21 protein-coding genes are annotated in these 18387 nt (G+C 70.4%); 7 read left to right on the top strand and 14 right to left on the bottom strand.

The window, feature by feature from the left end:
* Positions 1-58: 58 nt before the first annotated feature.
* The 7 genes from ACFVXE_RS11670 to ACFVXE_RS11640 are packed head-to-tail and all read right to left on the bottom strand — an operon-like array spanning position 59 to position 6204.
* Complete coding sequence (locus ACFVXE_RS11670) at positions 59-856, bottom strand: enoyl-CoA hydratase/isomerase family protein (RefSeq protein WP_389670862.1); 798 nt, start codon at positions 854-856, stop codon at positions 59-61.
* The gene (locus ACFVXE_RS11665; protein WP_389670861.1) at positions 853-2406 is read right to left on the bottom strand and encodes a class I adenylate-forming enzyme family protein; all 1554 of its coding nucleotides are present in this window, start codon (positions 2404-2406) and stop codon (positions 853-855) included. Before ACFVXE_RS11665 ends, ACFVXE_RS11670 begins: the two co-directional genes overlap by 4 nt.
* A gap of 52 nt (positions 2407-2458) precedes the next feature.
* On the bottom strand, positions 2459-2971 hold the full coding sequence (locus ACFVXE_RS11660; protein WP_389670860.1) for an aromatic-ring-hydroxylating dioxygenase subunit beta: 513 nt from the start codon (positions 2969-2971) through the stop codon (positions 2459-2461).
* Entirely contained in the window at positions 2968-4269 is a 1302-nt protein-coding gene (locus ACFVXE_RS11655) for a Rieske 2Fe-2S domain-containing protein (RefSeq protein ID WP_389670859.1), read from the bottom strand. Before ACFVXE_RS11655 ends, ACFVXE_RS11660 begins: the two co-directional genes overlap by 4 nt.
* Complete coding sequence (locus tag ACFVXE_RS11650; RefSeq protein WP_389670858.1) at positions 4266-4739, bottom strand: Zn-ribbon domain-containing OB-fold protein; 474 nt, start codon at positions 4737-4739, stop codon at positions 4266-4268. Before ACFVXE_RS11650 ends, ACFVXE_RS11655 begins: the two co-directional genes overlap by 4 nt.
* Entirely contained in the window at positions 4736-5893 is a 1158-nt protein-coding gene (locus ACFVXE_RS11645; RefSeq protein WP_389670857.1) for a thiolase family protein, read from the bottom strand. The genes ACFVXE_RS11650 and ACFVXE_RS11645 overlap by 4 nt, the downstream gene beginning before the upstream one ends.
* Positions 5890-6204, bottom strand: a complete 315-nt coding sequence (locus ACFVXE_RS11640; RefSeq protein WP_389670856.1) for a hypothetical protein — start codon at positions 6202-6204, stop codon at positions 5890-5892. Before ACFVXE_RS11640 ends, ACFVXE_RS11645 begins: the two co-directional genes overlap by 4 nt.
* Positions 6205-6480: 276 nt before the next feature.
* Between ACFVXE_RS11640 and ACFVXE_RS11635 the strand changes: the two genes are divergently transcribed.
* Genes ACFVXE_RS11635 through ACFVXE_RS11615 form a run of 5 tightly spaced genes read left to right on the top strand, consistent with a single transcriptional unit; the run spans position 6481 to position 11603 of the window.
* The gene (locus tag ACFVXE_RS11635; RefSeq protein WP_389670855.1) at positions 6481-7371 is read left to right on the top strand and encodes an alpha/beta fold hydrolase; all 891 of its coding nucleotides are present in this window, start codon (positions 6481-6483) and stop codon (positions 7369-7371) included.
* Positions 7372-7379: 8 nt separating this feature from the next.
* Positions 7380-8201, top strand: a complete 822-nt coding sequence (hpaH, locus tag ACFVXE_RS11630; RefSeq protein WP_389670854.1) for a 2-oxo-hept-4-ene-1,7-dioate hydratase — start codon at positions 7380-7382, stop codon at positions 8199-8201.
* Between the two features lie 33 nt (positions 8202-8234).
* Positions 8235-9407 (top strand): acyl-CoA dehydrogenase family protein, encoded by a 1173-nt coding sequence (locus ACFVXE_RS11625; RefSeq protein ID WP_389670853.1) that lies wholly within the window; start codon positions 8235-8237, stop codon positions 9405-9407.
* Positions 9408-9423: 16 nt separating this feature from the next.
* Positions 9424-10452, top strand: a complete 1029-nt coding sequence (locus ACFVXE_RS11620) for an acyl-CoA dehydrogenase family protein (protein ID WP_389670852.1) — start codon at positions 9424-9426, stop codon at positions 10450-10452.
* Positions 10449-11603 (top strand): acetyl-CoA acetyltransferase, encoded by a 1155-nt coding sequence (locus ACFVXE_RS11615; protein WP_389670851.1) that lies wholly within the window; start codon positions 10449-10451, stop codon positions 11601-11603. The genes ACFVXE_RS11620 and ACFVXE_RS11615 overlap by 4 nt, the downstream gene beginning before the upstream one ends.
* A gap of 69 nt (positions 11604-11672) precedes the next feature.
* Here the strand turns inward: ACFVXE_RS11615 and ACFVXE_RS11610 are convergent, their stop codons facing one another.
* The 3 genes from ACFVXE_RS11610 to ACFVXE_RS11600 form a co-directional block, all read right to left on the bottom strand.
* On the bottom strand, positions 11673-12596 hold the full coding sequence (locus tag ACFVXE_RS11610) for an SDR family NAD(P)-dependent oxidoreductase (protein ID WP_389670850.1): 924 nt from the start codon (positions 12594-12596) through the stop codon (positions 11673-11675).
* 106 nt (positions 12597-12702) lie between these two features.
* Positions 12703-13167: a Zn-ribbon domain-containing OB-fold protein gene (locus ACFVXE_RS11605; protein WP_389670849.1), complete on the bottom strand. Its 465-nt coding sequence runs from the start codon at positions 13165-13167 to the stop codon at positions 12703-12705.
* 5 nt (positions 13168-13172) lie between these two features.
* Complete coding sequence (locus tag ACFVXE_RS11600; protein ID WP_389670848.1) at positions 13173-13985, bottom strand: enoyl-CoA hydratase/isomerase family protein; 813 nt, start codon at positions 13983-13985, stop codon at positions 13173-13175.
* A gap of 152 nt (positions 13986-14137) precedes the next feature.
* Here ACFVXE_RS11600 and ACFVXE_RS11595 point away from each other — a divergent pair, with 152 nt between their 5' ends.
* Positions 14138-14749 carry a cysteine hydrolase gene (locus ACFVXE_RS11595; protein WP_389670847.1) on the top strand — a complete coding sequence of 204 codons (612 nt, stop codon included), beginning with the start codon at positions 14138-14140 and terminating at the stop codon, positions 14747-14749.
* Between the two features lie 34 nt (positions 14750-14783).
* Here ACFVXE_RS11595 and ACFVXE_RS11590 read toward each other — a convergent pair whose 3' ends face one another.
* The 4 genes from ACFVXE_RS11590 to ACFVXE_RS11575 all read right to left on the bottom strand — a co-directional run bounded on the left by ACFVXE_RS11590 (position 14784) and on the right by ACFVXE_RS11575 (position 17539).
* Complete coding sequence (locus ACFVXE_RS11590) at positions 14784-15551, bottom strand: SDR family NAD(P)-dependent oxidoreductase (protein ID WP_389670932.1); 768 nt, start codon at positions 15549-15551, stop codon at positions 14784-14786.
* A gap of 77 nt (positions 15552-15628) precedes the next feature.
* Positions 15629-15844, bottom strand: coding sequence for a hypothetical protein (locus tag ACFVXE_RS11585; RefSeq protein WP_389670846.1), 216 nt, complete (start codon positions 15842-15844; stop codon positions 15629-15631).
* Positions 15845-16071: 227 nt separating this feature from the next.
* Entirely contained in the window at positions 16072-16845 is a 774-nt protein-coding gene (locus tag ACFVXE_RS11580) for an SDR family NAD(P)-dependent oxidoreductase (RefSeq protein ID WP_389670845.1), read from the bottom strand.
* Between the two features lie 40 nt (positions 16846-16885).
* Positions 16886-17539: a TetR/AcrR family transcriptional regulator gene (locus ACFVXE_RS11575; RefSeq protein ID WP_389670844.1), complete on the bottom strand. Its 654-nt coding sequence runs from the start codon at positions 17537-17539 to the stop codon at positions 16886-16888.
* 37 nt (positions 17540-17576) lie between these two features.
* On the opposite strand from ACFVXE_RS11575, the gene ACFVXE_RS11570 reads away from it, so the two are divergent.
* Complete coding sequence (locus ACFVXE_RS11570; RefSeq protein WP_389670843.1) at positions 17577-18383, top strand: SDR family NAD(P)-dependent oxidoreductase; 807 nt, start codon at positions 17577-17579, stop codon at positions 18381-18383.
* Positions 18384-18387 lie beyond the last annotated feature (4 nt).

Here is an 18387-nt window from a genome sequence, read left to right as displayed (position 1 = left end):
GTTGCCACTCCTCGGTCGCAGGACCGGCCGCCGCGCGGGCGGCCGGTCCACCGCCCCGTCAGCGAAACCGGGGTGTCTTCTTGTTGGCGCGGGCATCGGTTCGGCCGGCGCCCGCGTTGCCGATCTGGGTGTAGGACAACCCGTTGCGCTGGGCCATGGAGGGAAACATCTCCAGCGACTCCCAGATGGCCCGCACGGTGCCCTGGACCGCCTCGGGGCGACGCGACGCGATCTCGCCGGCCAGTTGGGCGGCCCGGTCCCACAGCTCGCCGAGCTCGGTGACCTCGGTGACGAGGCCCGTACGCAGCGCCGTTTGCGCAGTCATCCGCTCCTCGCTGCCCACCAGCGCCCAGCGCAGTACGTCGCCGAGCGGGACGCCGCGGGCGAGCATGCCCATGGGTTCGAGGGCGGAGACGATGCCGCCGTTGACGTGCGGGTCGAAGAAGGTGGCGTCCTGCGAACAGATCACGATGTCTGACTCGTTGACGAAGTACATGGCGCCGCCGGCCGCCATGCCGTTCACGGCGCACACCACGGGCTTCCACACCCGGTGCTGTTTCGGGCCGAGCGCGGCGCCCGGGTCCTGCTGGTTCCAGGCGCTCAGATGGGTCCACCAGGGGCCCTCGCCGAGGTCGACACCGGAGCAGAAGGCCCGCTCGCCGGCGGCGCGCAGCACCACGGCGTGAACGGCGTCGTCGTCACGGACCCGGGCCCAGGCCTCGGCCATCTCGACGGCCATCTTCTCGTTGAAACTGTTGAGGCGCTCAGGGCGGTTCAGGGTGATGGTCGCGACATGGTCGGCGACGGTGAACTCGATCGTGGTGTACGGGATCTTGATGACGCTCTCGTCGCTCATCGCCCGCCCTCCGCCGGGATGCGCAGTTCCTCGGCGACGACCCGCTTGAGGATCTTGCCGGCCGGGCCGAGCGGGAGTTCGGTGCGGAACTCGAAGCGGCGCGGCTGCTTGTATCCGGCAAGCTGCTCGCGGCAGAGCTCGGTGAGCTCGTCGGCGAGCCGGCCTGTGTCGGCGTCCTTGCCCCGCGGTACGACCGCGGCGACGGGAGTCTCGCCCCATTCGGGGTGCGGTACGCCGACGACTGCGACCAGTTCCACCTGAGGGTGGTGTGCGATGACGCGCTCGATCTCCGCGGGGTAGACGTTGAAGCCCCCGGAAATGATCATGTCGGTCTTGCGGCCCGTGATGTGCAGGTAGTGGTCCTCGTCGAGGTAGCCGAGGTCGCCCGACCACAGGCCCGTGGGCCGGAAGACCTGCTCGGTCTGCTCGGGGCGGTTCCAGTAGCCCGCGGCGTTGGCCTCGCTGCGGATCACGATCTCCCCGATCTCGCCGGGCGGCAGTTCCCCGCCCTGTTCGTCGACGATCCGTATCTCGCACATCGGGGTCTCCTGGCCGCAGGAGGTCGCGATCGAGGTGCGTCCGGCGACGACGTCCCGGTGGTCCTGAGGGGTGAGGATGGTGGCCTGGCCGCCGCACTCGGTGAGTCCGTAGCGCTGCTGAAGGTCGCAGCCGAGCCGGTCCATCGCCTCCTTGGCGAGGCCGGGCGGCACGGGAGCGGAGCCGTAACTGATGCGTCGCAGGCTGGACATGTCCCGGTCGGGCTCCGCTTCGAGGAGACGCAGCGTGCGCTGAAGCATCGTCGGGATGAACGTGGTGAAGGTGATGCGGCTGCGCTCGATCTCGTCGATGACCGCCTGCGGGTCGAAGCGGCGGTGGATCACCATCGTCTGCCCGAGGTAGGTCCACGCGAGGGTGCGGACCATGCCGCCGGCGGTGAAGAAGGGTGTCGTGGCGAGGAAGACGTCGGCGCGGTCGCCCTCGGTGACGAGGTTGGTGTCCACTGCCTGGGCGATCAGCCCGCGGTGGGTGTGGATCACTCCCTTGGAGCGGCCGGTGGTGCCGCTGGTGTAGAGGATGAAGAGGATGTCCTCGGGGGCGAGGTCCTTCGGAGTGGGGTCGGTGGCCGATGCGGCGGCGAGCGCCGACTCGTACTCCGTGCCCACGGCGGCTCCGCCGATCTCCACCACGACGTCGAGACCCGCCAGTTCCGCGGCGAACTGCTCGGCCTGGTCGGTGTGGACGATCGCGGCACGGGCCCCGGAGTCGTCCCGGATGTGGACGAGTTCGTCGGCGGCGAGCCGGATGTTGACGGGGACGGCGACCAGCCCGGCCTTGGAGAGGGCGTAGACGGCCTCGGGCCATTCCAGGGCGTTGCGGGATATGACGAGGACCCGGTCGCCCTTGGTCAGTTCGCGGGAGACCAGGTAGTTGGCGAGTCTGCACGCCCGCTCGTCGACCTGGGCCCAGGTGTGGGTCCGGCTGGCCTCGACGAGGGCGGCTTTGTCCGGGTGACGGCGGGCGTTGTTGCGGGAGATGTCTCCGACGAGCACGGTTCCTCACAGGTTCGTGAATTCACGGGAGGGGTGGCGGGGTGGTGGCCGCTCAGATCAGGAAGGCGAGCGTCTCTACGGGCCCTCCGGCGCTGACCAGGTGCACGGTCTTGGAGACCAGCCGGTGTCCGTCGGGGTGGCGGCGCACCGTGTGGATCACTCGGCCCGCCCAGACGCGCTGCTGGTGCCGGTATTCGAACAGAGCGAAGTTGGAGCCGACGGTGACGGTGCCGGCGTCTTCGTCCTGGTCGAGGACCTCCATGTTGGTCAGCAGCCGGCGCATCACCGACGGCGGGGTCTGCGCGTGCCGGTTGCCGGTGTTGAGCTGGGCGACCCGGCTGTGGATCCGGCGCCGGTTGTCGTAGATGTACGACAGAGTGCGGCGCGGGTCGTCGTCGGGGTGCATGGGCATCCAGTAGAGGGCGTCGTCGTCCCAGAGCTGCTCCCATTCCGAGTAGCGGGCCTCGTCGGCAAGCCGTGCCTCCAGGTGGAGGAAGGCCGCGATGCCGGGTTCGACGGCGGGCAGTGCCGCCGGGGCCGGGCTGGTCCGGTCGGTGGTGCTCACGCCTGGTCCTCCTGTCCCATGACCGCGGCCCACTGGCGGTAGAAACCGCGTTGGGGGGTCTCCGCGCTCTTGTCGGTGTTGACGGTTCCGGTCTCGTCCTCGGTGTCGGACTCCTCGCCGCGGGCGAGCACCAGCCACTCCGGGCCCTCGGCGGCGAGGCCGGCCTGGTTGCGCATGCCGATCTCGCCGTCGTCCGCGATGAGGAAGCCCGCCGGGCCCATGGCACCCTCGGCGCGGCGCAGGGTCCGCTCGTTGAGCCGGTCCTGGCCGGGCATGGCGGCGATCCCGGTGTACGCGATCGTCTCGTCGGGGGCGACCGGCTCGACGAACATGACGCTCATCTCGGCCAGGAACAGGTTCGGCCAGATCAGTGTGTGCGGCGGGCCGACCACGAGGGCGTCGTGGGTGCGCTCGGCACCGTGCGCCTCTTCCATGGCGGCGATGTACTCCGGCAGTTTTTCCCGGGGGCTTCGTCCGTACCAGACGAACTCCTCGTCGAGCTTGCGGTACTCGGCGGAGTAGTCGATCTCCGAGTGGCCGCCGCCCAGGTCGCGGACGACGACGTCGACCTTGCTGGGGACGTGGGAGACCTTGGCGGGGCGGACCGCGTCGTAGACGGAGGCATGGGTGAACAGGGCGTGGTAGCCGTCGACGTTGTTCTCGACGACCATCTTCCAGTTCGCCCGGTGGTGGTGCTTCATCCAGCCGGAGCGCAGGTCGATCGCGCCGGTCGGGGAGAGAGCCAGGAGCCGGTCGATGGCGATGGTGGCGCGGCCGAGGTGTTCCGCGAGCGTGATGCCGTCCTCGGCGAGAGAGGCGAAGACGAAGCCGCCGTAGCTGTCGACGCGGGGCGCCCGGGCGAGTCCGAGTTCGGAACGGACCCGCTGGAAGTCCTCGCCGTAGCCGGTGCGCATCGGGACGGCGGTGAGCGATCCGTCGTTTGAGAACGTCCAGCCGTGGTACGGGCAGCGGAACGAACTGGCGTTGCCCTTCTCGGCGTTGCACAGCCGGTTGGCCCGGTGGGTGCAGCGGTTGAGCAGGACCCGGACGCGGCCGTCCTTGCCGCGGGCGACGACGACCGGGTTGCTGCCGATACGCCGGGTCAGGTAGTCGCCCCTCTCGCTGACCTCGCTCTCGTGGGCGACGTAGACCCAGCCGGTGCGGAAGATCGTGTCCATCTCGCGCCGGAAGATCTCCGGGGAGGTGTACACGGATCCGTGGACCCGGTTCTCCTGGACGACCGCGGCGACGTCGAAGGCGCCCGACGCCGTCGTGTGCGTGGTTTCGGCCGTTGTCATGGACGGTCCTCCGTTGTCTCGCTGTGGGCTGCGGCCGGCACGGCGGCGGGGATGCGCACCCCGCCGACCGTGCGGAAGCCGATCGTCACGGTCTCCCCGACGGCCGGTGCGGCCGTGGCGGGGTTGAGCGTCGTCATGATGAGCCGGTGCCCGCTGTCCAGTTCGACGTCGAGCACCGGGTACGGGGCCGAGGCGCGCACCAGCCCGGGTTCGAGCCGGTGCACGAGCGTCGCAGTGTGCACGGTGCCGCGCAGGGGCACCGGCTCCCAGCTGACGGCGTTGCCGCCGCAGCCGTCGCAGATCCGCTGTTCAGGTTCGAGCGGAAGTCGGCACGACAGGCAGAAGGGCAGGGCCAGTTCGCCGCGTTCGGCGGCCCGGTAGAGCGCGCCGGGCGGGGTCTCGTCCACGTGCGGGGCGAGGCTGCCGTCCACCAGCCAGTCGCGCGGGGCCGTGCGTGCCGTTCCGGTCATCGCGTACGCTCCAGAATCATCGCCGCGTGGTGGTCGAGCCGGCCGCCGATCCCGCCCACGAGGGCGATGGCGGCCCCGGGCACCTGCCGCTCGCCGCCGTCGCCGCGCAACTGCGTCACGGCTTCGACGAGCGGGGTCATGCCCTGGAGATAGAAACCGGAGAGCTGCCCGCCGCCCGTGTTGACGGGCAGCGTGCCGCCGGGTCCGGTCCCGCCGGAGCGAACGAACTCGCCGGCCGGGACGGGGCCGCACAGTCCGTACTCGGCGAGAAGCATCAGGGTGACCACCGAGAAGGGGTCGTAGAGCTGCGCCAGGTCGAGGTCGGCCCTGGTCCTCCCGGCCTCCGCCAGGGCGTCATCGACGGCGCGCGCTCCGCCGCCGAACCAGGATTCCGCACCGGCCCGGCGGCGGCGTACCGGATGATCCCGGCCGCTGCCGCGCACGGTGACGCGGCGGGGGTCGCCGATGCCGGGGTCGGCGGCGACGACCACGGCGGCCGCGCCGTTGACCGGCCGTGCGCAGTCCAGGCGGCGCAGCGGCTCGGCGATCAGGGGACTGGCGAAGTAGTCGTCCTCGCTGAGGGGTTCGCGCATGACGGCCTGCGGGTTGCCGGCCGCCCAGGCGCGCTGGACGGTGGCGACGGCGCACAAGGCCTTGGGGTCCTCGCCCGTGGTGTGCAGCCAGCGCTGAGCGAGGAGGGCGTAGGTGGGGACCGATCCGAGGACACCGGAGGCCCGTTCGAGGCCGCGCAGTCCCTCGTTGCCGCCACTGTGCGCGTAGCTGGAGCCGGCGCCGTGGCCGGCGCGGAGCGGGGCGTCGGCGAAGACACAGAGCACGGCGCGGGCGGCGCCGCCGCTCACGGCGCGGGCAGCTCGCTCCACCATGGCGAGGGTCGTGGCCCCCTTGATCTCGATGTGCTCCAGCAGTCTCAGATCACCGAATCCGCCCTGGGCGGCGAAGGCGACGCCCAGGCGGTCGGGACGTACACCCTGGCTGGTACCGACCAGCAGGCCGTCGATGTCGTCGGGGTCGAGACCGGCGTCGGCGAGGGCCGCGCGAGTGGCGCGGGCCGCCAGCGTGAGGGCGGTCGCCCCGGGCCTGAGTGACATCTCCGTCATACCCAGGCCGACGATCGCGGCGCCTGTCCCGCTCATGCGGCGCCCTCCGCGTGAGCGTTCTCGGTGCGGGGGTCGCTCTCGCGCACCCAACGGTCGCGGCGCTCCTCGCTATAGGCACCCACCCGCAGCCAGTCGGCACGGTCCTGGTCGGTGGCCAGACAGAGGCTGGCCAGCTCCAGGGGCGAGAGCAAGGTCCGAGCACCGGTCTCCAGGTCCTCGATCAGGAGCCGGGGCCCGTTCCCGGCGGTGTCGAGGGCGATCCGGACCACGGCGAACTCGTTGGCCAGTTCGGCCAGTTCATCCGGTACACGGCGGTCCGCTCCCGTGGCTGCATTCTCTTCGGACATCGGCATCTGCTGACCCGTTCCTCACTCGGACGGTGCTGTGCGCGGCTCGGCTGCGCTCCTTGCCAACCAGGTGGCAGCCCCTCATAGTCATAGCGGATGCCACTGTCAGAAACAATCCTTTATGACAACTGCGTCACTCAACTTCTTAGTCTTCCTTGCCAGGTCACACTAGGCATAGGGTTCGCCCACAAAGGTAGACGCTGAAGTCAATTCAGACGTACTAGTCTTCCTGTGGCCGGGCCTCGGCACCGGCCGCGGAGCGAGGGAGAGAGCTGCATGAGCGAGCAGAACGAGCACACCGGAGCCTGTGAGGAGTACCGGAGCATCTGGGGCCACCTGCGCGAACTGGAGTTCCGGCAGGGTTATTTGGACGCCGACGGGGTGCGCACCCGGTACGTCGAGGCCGGCTCGCCCGACGCCCCGCACGTGCTGATGCTGCACGGCACGGGCGGGCACTGGGAGACCTTCGCGCCCACCCTGGGGCCGCTGAGCGAGCACTTCCACTGCGTGGCCGTCGACATGGTCGGCAACGGTTTCTCCGAGAAGCCCGACCACGACTACGAGATCCCCGTCTATGTCCGTCAGATCCATGCCGTCATGGACCACTTCGGCATGGACCGAACCCATCTGATCGGCATGTCACTGGGGGCGTGGGTGGCAGCGGCGACCGCCGTCCGCCACCCGGAGCGGGTCGGCCGGATGATCCTGATGTCGCCGGCCGGGCTGGTGGCGACCGCCTCCAACATGGCCCGCATCCGCGCCGAGCGCACCGCGGCCGTCAACGACCCCAGCTGGAGCTCGATCCACAAGGTGTTCGAGCACCTGATCGCGGACGAGAGCAACCGGCTGCCCGACCTGATCGCGTTGCGTCAGGCCGTCTACCGGCGGGCCGACACCCGGGAGACCATCGACCACCTGCTGATCCTGCAGGACGCCGGTGCCCGCGACCGCAATCTGATCCCGGAGTCGGACTGGGCCGCCATCCAGGCCCCCACCTTGGTCGTGGCCTCCGGCAAGGACCACGGCGAGTACCGGAGCACGGCGCACACCGTCGCCCGGCTCATCCCGGACGCGGAGGTGTTCGAGATGCCCGAGGTCCGGCACTGGCCGCACTTCGAGGACCCGGCCGCCTTCAACCCCGCCGCCCTCGGCTTCCTCGGCAAGTGAGGGCGCGGATGCTGCCCGACCAGGCCGTGGCCGACGCCGCGGCGAGCCTCTACGAGGCGGAACGCACCGGGGTGCCGATCCGCCAGCTGTCCCTGCGGCACCCGGAGATGACGGTCGACGACGCGTATGCCGTCCAGCGCCGCACCGTCGAGCTGCACACCGCAGCCGGCCGCCGTGTCCGCGGGCGCAAGATCGGCCTGACCTCACGGACCATGCAGCGTGCGGTGAACATCACCGAGCCGGACTACGGCGTCCTCTACGACGACATGTTCTTCGGCGACGGCGACACCGTCCCGGCCGGCCGGTACACCATGCCCCGGGTCGAGGTGGAGCTCGCCTTCGTCCTCGGCGAGGACCTCATGGGCCCCGACATCACCCGCTACGACGTGCTGCGGGCCACCGAGTTCGTCACGCCCGCCCTGGAGATCCTCGACGCGCGCGTGCAGATGAAGGACCCGGAGACGGGCCGTACCCGCACCATCGTCGACACCATCGCCGACAACGCCGCCGATGCCGGGATCGTCCTCGGCGGGCGGATCGTGCGCCCCTTCGACGTGGACCTGCGATGGGTCTCCGCCCTGCTGTCGCGCAACGCCGTCGTCGAGGAGTCCGGCGTGGCCGCCGCCGTCCTCGGTCACCCCGCCAACGGCGTCGCCTGGCTCGCGGCCCGGCTCGCCCCCCACGGCGACGGGCTGCGAGCGGGCGAGGTCGTCCTATCCGGCTCGTTCACCGCGCCCGTCCACGCCCGGCCCGGCGACACCTTCGTGGCCGACTACGGGCCGCTGGGCACCCTGTCCTGCCACTTCGCCCGCCAGGAAACGACCTCCTGAGCACCTCGGCCCCGCATCGCAGAAAGGCATCCGATGGATCTGGACTTCACCCCGGAGCAACGCGCGTTCCGTGAGGAGGTGGGCACCTGGCTGCACGAGCACAAGCCCCGGGACCCGCGCCCCCAGGAAGCCGCGGAGCAGCGCGAATTCGACCTCGCCTGGCAGCAGACCCAGTGGGAGGGCGGCTGGGCGGGCATCGCCTGGCCGACCGAGTACGGCGGCCGCGGCGCCACCCTGACCGAACAGCTCATCTGGTACGAGGAGTACGCCGCTCACGGGCTGCCCCCGATCGACGCCTGCTTCGTCGGCCTCAGCCACGCCGGCCCCACCCTGATGACCCGTGCGTCGCAGGAGCACAAGAACTTCCACCTGCCGAAGATCCTGCGCGGGGAGGTCGTGTGGTGTCAGGGCTTCTCCGAGCCCGACGCCGGGTCCGACCTCGCGTCGCTGCGTACCAGGGCGGTGATCGACGGCGATCATCTGGTCGTCACCGGCCAGAAGATCTGGACGAGCTTCGCCGCCGGCGCCGACTACCAGGAACTGCTGGTCCGCACCGACAACACCGGCACCAAGCACCAAGGCATCACCTGGGCGATCTGCGACATGCACAGCCCCGGCATCGAGGTCCGCCCGATCCGCACCATGGAGGGCAACGCCGAGTTCTGCGAGGTCTTCTACGACGAGGTCCGTGTCCCGCTGGCCAACGTCGTCGGCGAGCTCGGCCAGGGCTGGAGCGTGGCCATGTCCACCCTCTCCTTCGAGCGCGGCACGGCGTTCACCGCCTCCCAGGTGCGCCTGGCCGGCATCGTCGAGGAACTCATCGACCACGCCCGCGAGCACGTCGGCCCCGACCGGCGGCGCCCCGCGATCGCCGACGACGAGATCGCCCGCCGCCTCGCGCGCGCCCGGGCCGACGTCGCCGCACTGCGGGCCATGACGTACGCGGGGGTGTGCCGCAGCATGCAGTCGGACACCCCGGGGCCCAAGGGGTCGATGCTGAAATTGCGCTTCGCCGACCTCTCCAAGGAGGTCGCCGCTCTCGCCATGGACATCGTCGGCCCCGAAGCCCTGCGCCGCGGCGACGACCGCCACCACAAGGGCTGGGTGGGCAACTACCTCCACTCGTTCTCCGCCTCCATCGGAGGCGGCACCTCGGAAATCCAGCGCAACATCATCGGGGACCGCGTCCTCGGTCTGCCCAGGTGAAAGTGAGTCACCCCTGATGGACCTGCTTCCTTCCCGAGAACAGCTCGAACTCGTGGCCGCGGCCACGGACTTCCTGGACTCGCACCCCCCGGTCGACATCCTGCGCACCCGGCGCGGTGAGTCCGGCGTCGTCGACCCCGCCCAGTGGGCCGGGGCCGCGGAGATCGGACTCCTGACCCTCGGCCTCGACGAGGAGCAAGGCGGCCTCGGCCGCCCCCTCGAGGACGAGGCGCTGCTCTTTCGCGCACTGGGCCGGCGTCTCGCCTCCGGCCCCCACCTGGCCTGCGTTCTCGGGGCCCGCGTGGCCGCCCACCACGGGGACACCGCCCTCGCGGAAGCCGTCGGCGAGGGCCGGGCCCTGATCGGTCTGGCCGAGCCCCGCGGCGAGCCCGCCGTCGGCCCCGACGGCGTCAAGGGCGCCTTCGACCTGATCGACGCGGCCGGCGCCGGGCATCTGCTCGTCGTCACCGAGGCCGGGGCCGCCCTCGTCGAGGCGCCTGCCGCCGGACAGGTGGAGGCCGTAGAGGCCCTCGACCCCGGCATGCGGCTGGCCACGGCCACCCTGGAGATCACCCGGGTGCTGCACTGGGTGCCCGCCGGGACCGACCCGCTCTGGCTCCGCGCCCTCGCGCTGAACGCCGCGACGCTGGCCGGCGTCGCCGAGGCCACCACGGAACTGGCCGCCCGGCACGCGGGAGAGCGGGTCCAGTTCGGAAAGCCGATCGGCGTCAACCAGGCCGTCAAGCACGCCTGCGTCGACATGGCGGTACGCGCCGAGGCCGCGGCGGACCAGTCCCTGTTCGCCGCCGTCGCCCTCCGGTCGGGACGCCCGGACGCCCTGTTCCAACTCCTGTCGGCCAAGTCCGTGGCAGGGCGGGCCGCGGTCGACAACGCGGCGTCCTGCATCCAACTGCACGGCGGTATGGGCTTCACCGACGAGCACGACGCCCACCTCTACCTGAAGCGGGCGCACTCCCTGAACCATCTGTTCATCGAGCCGGCCGACGTCCTCGCCCGGCTCCTGGCCGAAGGAGCCGCCCAGTGAGCAGGCGCGCCGTGATCGCCGGAGTCGCCCTGTCCGACGTCGGCCGGGTCGACGACAAGACGCCGTACGCGCTCATGGCGCAGGCCAGCAGGCAGGCCCTGGCGGAGGCGGGGCTGCGCCCGCAGGACGTGGACGGGCTCGCCTCCACCTCGCAGGGCACCCTGCCGCCCGTGGACATCGGCGAGTACCTGGGGCTGCGGCCCCGGTGGATCGACTCGACCGCCGTCGGTGGCGCCTCCTGGGAAGTGATGCTCGCGCACGCCGCCGACGCCATCGCCGCGGGCCACGCCGACGTCGTCCTGCTCACGTACGGCTCGACGGCCCGCAGCGACCTGCGCAAGGGGCTGCGCGGGGCGAGCCTGGACTGGGGCTCGCGCGGCCCCCTCCAGTGGGAGTCCCCCTACGGGCACTCCCTGATCTCGAAGTACGCCATGGCCGCGCGCCGGCACATGCACGAGTACGGAACCACCGTCGAGGACCTGGCGGAGGTCGCCGTGTCGGCGCGGTTCAACGCGCGGGACAACCCGGAGGCGTACTACCGCGACCCCATCACGATCGACGACGTGATGGGCGGCCCCATGATCGCCGACCCGTTCACCAAACTGCACTGCTGCATCCGCTCCGACGGCGGCGCTGCGGCCGTGCTGGTGGCCGAGGACCGGATACCGGACCTGCGCAGCGATCCGGTGTGGGTACTGGGCACCGGCGAGGCCACCTCGCACATGCTGACCAGCCAGTGGGACGACCTGACCACGGGGCCGGCGGAGGTGAGCGGCCGCCTCGCGTTCGAACGGGCGGGGCTGCGGCCCTCGGACGTCGACGTCTGCGAACTGTACGACGCCTTCACCTACATGCTGCTCGCGACGGTGGAGGACCTCGGCTTCTGCAAGAAGGGCGAGGGCGGGGCGTTCATCCGGGACGGGCGGCTGCGCCTGGGCGGTGAACTGCCCACCAACACCGACGGCGGCGGGCTGTCCGCCTGCCATCCGGGGCAGCGGGGTCTGTTCCTCGTCGTGGAGGCCGTACGCCAATTGCGCGGCGAGTGCGGCCCACGACAGGTACCGGACGCCGAGGTGGCCTGTGTCAGCGGTACGGGCGGCTGGTTCTGCTCCAGCGGCACCGTGCTGCTCGGGTCCCAGCAGCCCGCCTGAACCGACGCGAGGGAGGAGGCGGCCCCGGTCGGGGCCGCCTCCTCCCTTGCGTCGTGCGTACGCGCGGGCTCAGCCGCCCAGGCGCAGTCCCGGGGTACGGGTGCCGAAGACATCGGTCCCCATCACGACACCCAGCTTCGTCGCGTCCCAGCGCTTGCCGCCGCTGCTGACGCTCGCCTGCGGGGTCCAGCCGCGCAGCCACTCGATGTTGCCTGCGAACGCCTTGATGACCTGTCCGCTGACGTGCCCGGCCTCCGGACTCGCCAGCCACGCGACCACGGGCGAGCCGAGCGAGGGATCCTTCGGGTCGAACTCCTCCTCGTCGCGCTCGTCGGGTTCGAGGGCCGGTGCGGCGCCGGGCATGGTGGCCGAGATCCGGGTACGTCCGCCGGGACTGATCGCGTTGACGGTGACGCCGATCGAGGCCAGCTCCAGGCTGAGGGTCTGGGTGAGACCGACGATCGCGGCCTTCGCCGCGGCGTAGTTGGACTGGCCGAAGTGCCCGAGCAGTCCCGCCCCGGACGTCGTATTGATGACGCGGCCGTAGACAGGGCCCCCGGCCGCCTTGGACTCTGCGCGCCACCTGCGGGCCAGCGCCCTGCTGGTGAGCCAGGTGCCGCGGACGTGGACGCGCATCACGAGGTCGAAGTCGTCGGCGCTCATGTTCCAGATGGCACGGTCCCGGACGATGCCGGCGTTGTTCACCACGATGTCCAGGCGGCCCAGTTCGTCGTAGGCGCGCTCGACGAGCGCGTCGACCTGCGCTTCGTCGCCGACATCGCTGAAGTCGGACACAGCCCTGCCCCCGCGCCCGGTGATGACATCCACCACCTCGTCGGCGACCTTGCCCTCGCCCTCGCCGCTGACCGAGGTGCCCAGGTCGTTCACGATCACCGTGGCACCGTGCCTGGCGAGCTCCAGTGCATGCCCGCGGCCGATGCCGTGACCCGAGCCCGTCACCAGGGCGACCTTGCCCTCCAGCAGACTACTCATGTCGATCCTCTTCTCGTCGCTGATCTTGGTGCTTGGTGCTTCGTGCTTCGTGCTTCGTGCTTCGTGCTTCGTGCTTCGTGCTTCGTGCTTCGTTCGGGGCGGTCGTTCAGTCCGCTGCCGGGCTGAAGTACAGCGCGTGGACGCCGTCGTCGATCTCCTCGAACCGCGCCCTGACGCGCATCCCGATGACGACCTCCTCCGGGGCGCAGCCCACGATGTTGGTCATCAGCCGCGGGCCCTCGGTGAGTTCGACGAGTGCGGCGACGTACGGGAGGCGTTCGTTGAACGGCGGGAGGTCGTTCCGGTGGACCGTGGAGTAGGTGTAGACCGTGCCGGTCCCCTCGGCCTCGACGGGCGTCACCTCCTCGCTCCAGCAGGAGGGGCACATCACGCGTGGGTAGTGGTGCACGGCGCCGCAGCCGGCGCAGCTCGCGATGAGCAGCCTCCCCTGCGCGGCGGCCTCCCAGTACGGCCGCGTCTCGGCTTCGACGGTCGGCAGGTCGGCGCGGGACCGTGCGGGCTGGCGAGGCCTCGTGACAGCCTTCGCCCCGGGGGTTGTCTTCTCCGTCATCCCGCTCACCAGCCCACGTAGTCGGCGGGGCGCTTCTCCACGAAGGAACGCACCCCTTCGGTCGAGTCCTGCGCGTAGGACTGCAGTTCCTGCGCCATGGCCTCCGCCAGGAAGGAGCCCGCCCGGTCGGTGTCAGGGGACTCGTTCATCAGGCGTTTGGTCAGGGTGATCGAGCTTGTGGGCGCGGACGTCAGCCGCTGGACGAAGTCCGCGACGGTCTTGTCGAGCAGGGCTGCCGGCACGACCCGGTTGACCAGGCCCAGTGCCGCCGCCTCGGAGGCGCCCAGCTTCTCGCCGAACATCACCAGTTCCTTGGCCCGCTGCATGCCGATCCGGCGTGGCAGCAGATAGGCGCCGCCGCCGTCGACCACGAGTCCACGCTTGACGAAGGACTCGACGAAGTAGGCGTTGTCGGTGGCGATCACCAGGTCGGACGCGTAGGCGAGATGGGCCCCGATCCCCGCCGCGGCCCCATGGACCACAGCGATCACCGGTTTGCCGCAGTCGAGCACCGAACTCATCAGTGTCTGCGCGCCGTTCATGATGCGCCGCATCGGGCCGGTGACCCGCTTGATGTCACCGCCCATCGTGGTGATGTCGGCACCGGTGCAGAAGTGCCGGCCTTCGGCCCGGATCACCACCACCCGGATGTGGGGGTCGCCGTCGGCGACCGCCAGCAGGCGGATCACCTCGTCGCGGTCGGCGGGGCGCAGAGCGTTGCCCGCGGCCGGTCTGTTCAGCGTGATCGTCAGTGCGCCCGCCTCGGTGCATGCGTGCACCGCGTCATCGCCACCGTGATCACGATCCGTCTCCGTCACGGAACCTCCTCGCCTGCCCGGATCTCAACGTCCGTGCAATTCTGGCAGTATTGTCACCCTCATGTCATCGCAGCAGCAGGCTCTTGGCCTTCTACTTGCGACAACGGGTCTTGTATCAGACTTTTATGTCACTTCACGGAAGATGGATCCCCATGACAGTCCCTCTGACCTCCCCGGCACTCGTCATCAGCGAGTGCCAGCTCGGTATCCTGGATCCCGGCCGTTCCGTCTCCCCCGGCCTCGCCGAACACGCGGCCACACGCGGTCTGGTACGGCGCACCGCGGAACTCGCCCAGGCCTTCCGTGACTGTCGACTGCCGGTCTTCCACTGCCTGATCGAGCACCGGCCCGACCAGGCCGGCATGCTGCCCAACTCGTACCTGGGGAAGCTCGCACTGCGCGGCCGGAGCATGACGGCGGGTACCGACGACGTTCTCACCCCGGCCGAACTGTCGCCGCACCGGAGCGACTTCGTGAGCCGGAGGGCCGTAGGACTCACCGCCTTCTACGGCACCGACCTGGACGCGATGCTGCGCCTGCAGGGCGTCCGCACCCTGGTCCTGGCCGGCGTGTCCACCAACGTGGCCCTGCCCGGGCTCGCCCTGGAGGCTGTCAACCGGGGCTACGACGTGGTCCTCGCGGAGGACTGCGCGGCAGGGTCCTCACCCGAGGCCCATCAGTTCTTCGTGGAGAACCAACTCGCCGTACTGGCCCGGGTCCGCACCGCGCAGGAGGTCATCGCGCGGCTGCCCGCCGCCCCCTGAACCGAGAACGCCATGCTCCGGGGAGGCGTGGCGGTCACAAGGTTCCGGCCGCCGCCTCCGCGTCGCCGGCGGCGTCGCCGTTGACCGAGAAGCCGCCGTCCGCGGTGATCGTGGATCCCGTGACGAACTCCGCCTCGTCCGAGGCCAGCCAGGTCGCGGCGTAGGCGATGTCCATCGGGTTGCCCAGCCGGGTCAGTCTGCCGCCCCCGGTGTGCAGTCCGGCATCACCGCGCACCGCCACCACCCGGCCGACGACCAGGCAGTTGGCACGGATACCGGCCGGGCCGCCCTCCGCGGCCAGGGTCCGGGTGACGCTGTTCACCGCCCCCTTGGCCGCGCTGTAGGCGCCGAACCCCCGGAACCCGGCGAGCGACTGCCCCGAAGAGACGTTGATGACCGAGGCGCCCCGCGCCGCGGCCAGGTGCGGCCAGGCGTATTTGGACATCCAGAACACGGAGCCGGTCAGCGCTCCGCGCAGGATCGCCTCCCACTCCTCGGTGGTGCACTCGTGCAGGGGCTTGACCGTCGCAGCAACGAGCGCGGTGGGCGCCGCGTTGTTCACCAGGGTGTGCAACGCGCCGAAGCGCTCCACCGTGGCCTCCACGGCAGCACGCACACTGTCCTCGTCGCCGACGTCGAGTCGCAGGAAGTCGGCCTCGCCACCCGCCTCGCGGATCCGAGAGACGACCTTCTCCGCCTTCTCCACCGTGCGCCCGGCGACCATCACCCGGGCTCCCTCGGCGGCGAAGTGCTCCGCCATGGAGCGACCGATCCCTCGCGTGGAGCCCGAGATCAGCGCCACCTTACCCTTCAGCCTGTCTCCCACAGGACGTCCTTCCCCGATGTGCGTTGAGTGGTGGAAGTGGCCCGCACCATCGTTCACAGCGCGGCGTACGCCTTCTCCAGTGCCGCCAGACGGCGGGTGAGCAGCTGCACGGAGGCCTCGACGTGGTCCCCGCCCGGCGCGTTCGCCAGCCCGGCGAGGCGGTCACGCACGTCGTCGATCTCCTCCTTCAGCCGGCCACCCGCCTCCTGGCGCGTGAGCAGATCGTCGTCGGTCCAGTCGGCCGCGTCGATGTCGTGTCCGTGGCTCATCTCCGGCTCCCAGCATGAGGACGGGTCCGGACCATGGGACGGAAGGCCGCACCCATGGTCCGGGACGCCGCTTTACGCTCCCGCTTTCTGACACGACGTACACTAAACAGGGCACCGGGAGACGTCAACGTCCCAGACCGTTCAGACTGCACACTTATGCATCGTCTGTTCACACTTCGCTGCCCCTTCGGAACATATTTCTGACCCTTCTGTCTTCGAAAGCGCCGTCACGTCCCGCCCGTGCGGTCCGCGGCCGCCTCGAACGCTGCCTCGATGCGGCGATGCCGCTCGCGCACGGAGTCCAGCGCCTCGGGGTGGGTCACGATGTACAGCTCGCGGCCGCGGATCCCCTCCAGCACGGTCCTGGCCACGTCCCCGGCTTCCAGTACCCCAGGGGACCCCGCCCCGGTGAGTCCGGTCATACCCGTACGGACCCGAGCCGGCAGTACCACCCCGACGCCCACCCGCGAGCCGGACCGGGCCAGTTCCTGGGCCACGGTCTCGGTGAGCGTGACCACCCCGAACTTGGAGACGGAGTACGCGCTCAGTCCCGGGCCGTTGCGCACCCCGGCGATCGAGGCCGTGTTCACCAGGAACCCGTCTCCCCCGGACCGCTCCAGAAGCGGCAGGAACACCCGCATCCCGTGGACGGCGCCCCAGAGGTTGACGCCCAGCGTCTGCTCCCAGTCGGCCGGCGAGAGCTCCTCGAAGAGCGCGACGCGCGCGATGCCGGCGTTGTTCACTACAAGGTCGACCCGGCCGTGCCGCTCCATGACCTCATCGCCGAGCCGCCGCACATCGGCGTACCGGCTCACGTCCACGACCACGCCCTGCGCGTCCAGTTCACCGGCCGCCCTTGCCAGCGCCTGCTCGTCGCGGTCGGCGAGCACCACCTCGGCGCCGGACGCGCGCAGCACACCGGCGAGCGCATGGCCTATTCCGGACGCCGCACCGGTCACCACCGCGACCTTGCCGCCCAGGTCCTTCTCGTTGCCCCTCACGGGCGTTCACCTCTCCGTGTATGCGTGTCCGACGGCCCGTTCACCGGACGCCGGCTTCCAGCCCGCGCAGCACGAAGTCGGCGAGTCTCTCGACGTCTTCGGATGCCGGAGCCGTGTCGGTCCACAGGTATCGGCGCATGGCACCCAGCGTCAGGTCCGCGACATATGGCCCGTCCCGCCCCGGGTCGCGGCCCAGCCGGCACAACGGCTCGTCGAGGAGCGAGATCACCGGCCGCAGCAGCGCGTCCTCGACGCCCGCCCCGGCCGGAAGTCCCACGGTGCCCAGGTGGCGGATCACCGTGCGGCTGGTGCGGGCGACCGCCCGGCCGGAGACCTGGTGGAGCAGTCCCCGGACCCAGACCCGCACCTGCTGCCGGGGCGATGACTCTCGGGCCAAACCGGCCCCTATCCACTCCGCCGCCCTCTGGACACCCTTCTCGAAGACGGCCATGATCAGGTCGTTCTTGCTCGGAAAGAACCGGTACAGCGTATGGTTCGAAATTCCCGCGGCCCGGACTATCTCCGAGACCGACGGGACCGCTGCCGTCTCCCGCGAGAGCAATTCCAGCGTCACTGTCAGAATCCTTTCGATTTCCGCCTCCACCGCCTCCCGCCGGTCCATCATTCCCCGGTCCACCGCCAGGGCGGCACGGCCGGCCCCTGTGACGGCGGCCTTCTCTGTCCTATCGTTCATCACCGCGAGAAACCCGATTCCGATTCAAGGGAACTTCATGAATTCCAGCAGCGATCAGCCCGCCCCGGACACCGAGGACGGTGTCCCCTATCCCTTCAGCCTGTTCGGCCTCGCTGGAAAGGTGGCCCTGATCACGGGCGGCAGTCGAGGGCTCGGCCGCCGGATGAGCCTGGCGTTCGCGCACGCGGGAGCGGACGTCGTCGTGGCCAGCCGGAAGCTCGCCGCATGCCAGGAGGTCGTCGCCGAGATCAAGGAGAAGACCGGCCGCGACGCACTCGCCCACGCGTGCCACATGGGCCGCTGGGACGAGATACCGGGCCTCGTCGACGCCGCCTACGAGCGCTTCGGCACCGTGGACGTCCTCGTCAACAACGCGGGTATGTCCCCCGTGTACGACGACATCGCAGACGTGACGGAGAAGATGTACGACTCCGTCCTCAACCTCAACCTGAAGGGCCCGTTCCGGCTCACCCAGCTCATCGGCATGCGGATGAAGGAACAGGGTTCCGGCAGCGTGATCAACGTCAGCAGCACCGGGTCCCTGCGCCCCACGGGCTCGATCATCCCGTACGCCGCGGCGAAGCGCGGCCTCAACGCCATGACCGAGGGTTTCGCCGAACTGCTGGGCCCCGAGGTGCGCGTCAACACCCTGATGCCCGGCCAGTACCTGACGGACGTCAGCGCCGCCTGGGACATGGACCACACCATGCGCATGTCCGATCGTCTGCACCTGAAGCGGATCGGCCGGCCCGACGAGATCGTCGGCGCCGCGCTGTTCCTGGCCAGTGACGCCGCCTCGTACACCTCCGGCACGGTGGTGCGCTCGGACGGCGGCATTCCGTAAATCA

The sequence above is a fragment of the Streptomyces sp. NPDC058231 genome (genome assembly GCF_042882275.1).
Taxonomy (GTDB): Bacteria; Actinomycetota; Actinomycetes; order Streptomycetales; family Streptomycetaceae; genus Streptomyces.
Note: the sequence above shows the minus strand (reverse complement) of the source record. Positions and strands in the feature narration are given on the sequence as shown.

Bases quoted from the DNA above. Each gene is read 5' to 3' on its own strand.
- ACFVXE_RS11670 (WP_389670862.1), bottom strand. From the start codon at position 856: ATGAGCGACGAGAGCGTCATCAAGATCCCGTACACCACGATCGAGTTC.
- ACFVXE_RS11655 (WP_389670859.1), bottom strand. From the start codon at position 4,269: ATGACAACGGCCGAAACCACGCACACGACGGCGTCGGGCGCCTTCGAC.
- ACFVXE_RS11650 (WP_389670858.1), bottom strand. From the start codon at position 4,739: ATGACCGGAACGGCACGCACGGCCCCGCGCGACTGGCTGGTGGACGGC.
- ACFVXE_RS11645 (WP_389670857.1), bottom strand. From the start codon at position 5,893: ATGAGCGGGACAGGCGCCGCGATCGTCGGCCTGGGTATGACGGAGATG.
- ACFVXE_RS11640 (WP_389670856.1), bottom strand. From the start codon at position 6,204: ATGTCCGAAGAGAATGCAGCCACGGGAGCGGACCGCCGTGTACCGGAT.
- ACFVXE_RS11635 (WP_389670855.1), top strand. From the start codon at position 6,481: ATGAGCGAGCAGAACGAGCACACCGGAGCCTGTGAGGAGTACCGGAGC.
- hpaH (WP_389670854.1), top strand. From the start codon at position 7,380: ATGCTGCCCGACCAGGCCGTGGCCGACGCCGCGGCGAGCCTCTACGAG.
- ACFVXE_RS11625 (WP_389670853.1), top strand. From the start codon at position 8,235: ATGGATCTGGACTTCACCCCGGAGCAACGCGCGTTCCGTGAGGAGGTG.
- ACFVXE_RS11620 (WP_389670852.1), top strand. From the start codon at position 9,424: ATGGACCTGCTTCCTTCCCGAGAACAGCTCGAACTCGTGGCCGCGGCC.
- ACFVXE_RS11610 (WP_389670850.1), bottom strand. From the start codon at position 12,596: ATGAGTAGTCTGCTGGAGGGCAAGGTCGCCCTGGTGACGGGCTCGGGT.
- ACFVXE_RS11605 (WP_389670849.1), bottom strand. From the start codon at position 13,167: ATGACGGAGAAGACAACCCCCGGGGCGAAGGCTGTCACGAGGCCTCGC.
- ACFVXE_RS11595 (WP_389670847.1), top strand. From the start codon at position 14,138: ATGACAGTCCCTCTGACCTCCCCGGCACTCGTCATCAGCGAGTGCCAG.
- ACFVXE_RS11585 (WP_389670846.1), bottom strand. From the start codon at position 15,844: ATGAGCCACGGACACGACATCGACGCGGCCGACTGGACCGACGACGAT.
- ACFVXE_RS11575 (WP_389670844.1), bottom strand. From the start codon at position 17,539: ATGAACGATAGGACAGAGAAGGCCGCCGTCACAGGGGCCGGCCGTGCC.
- ACFVXE_RS11570 (WP_389670843.1), top strand. From the start codon at position 17,577: ATGAATTCCAGCAGCGATCAGCCCGCCCCGGACACCGAGGACGGTGTC.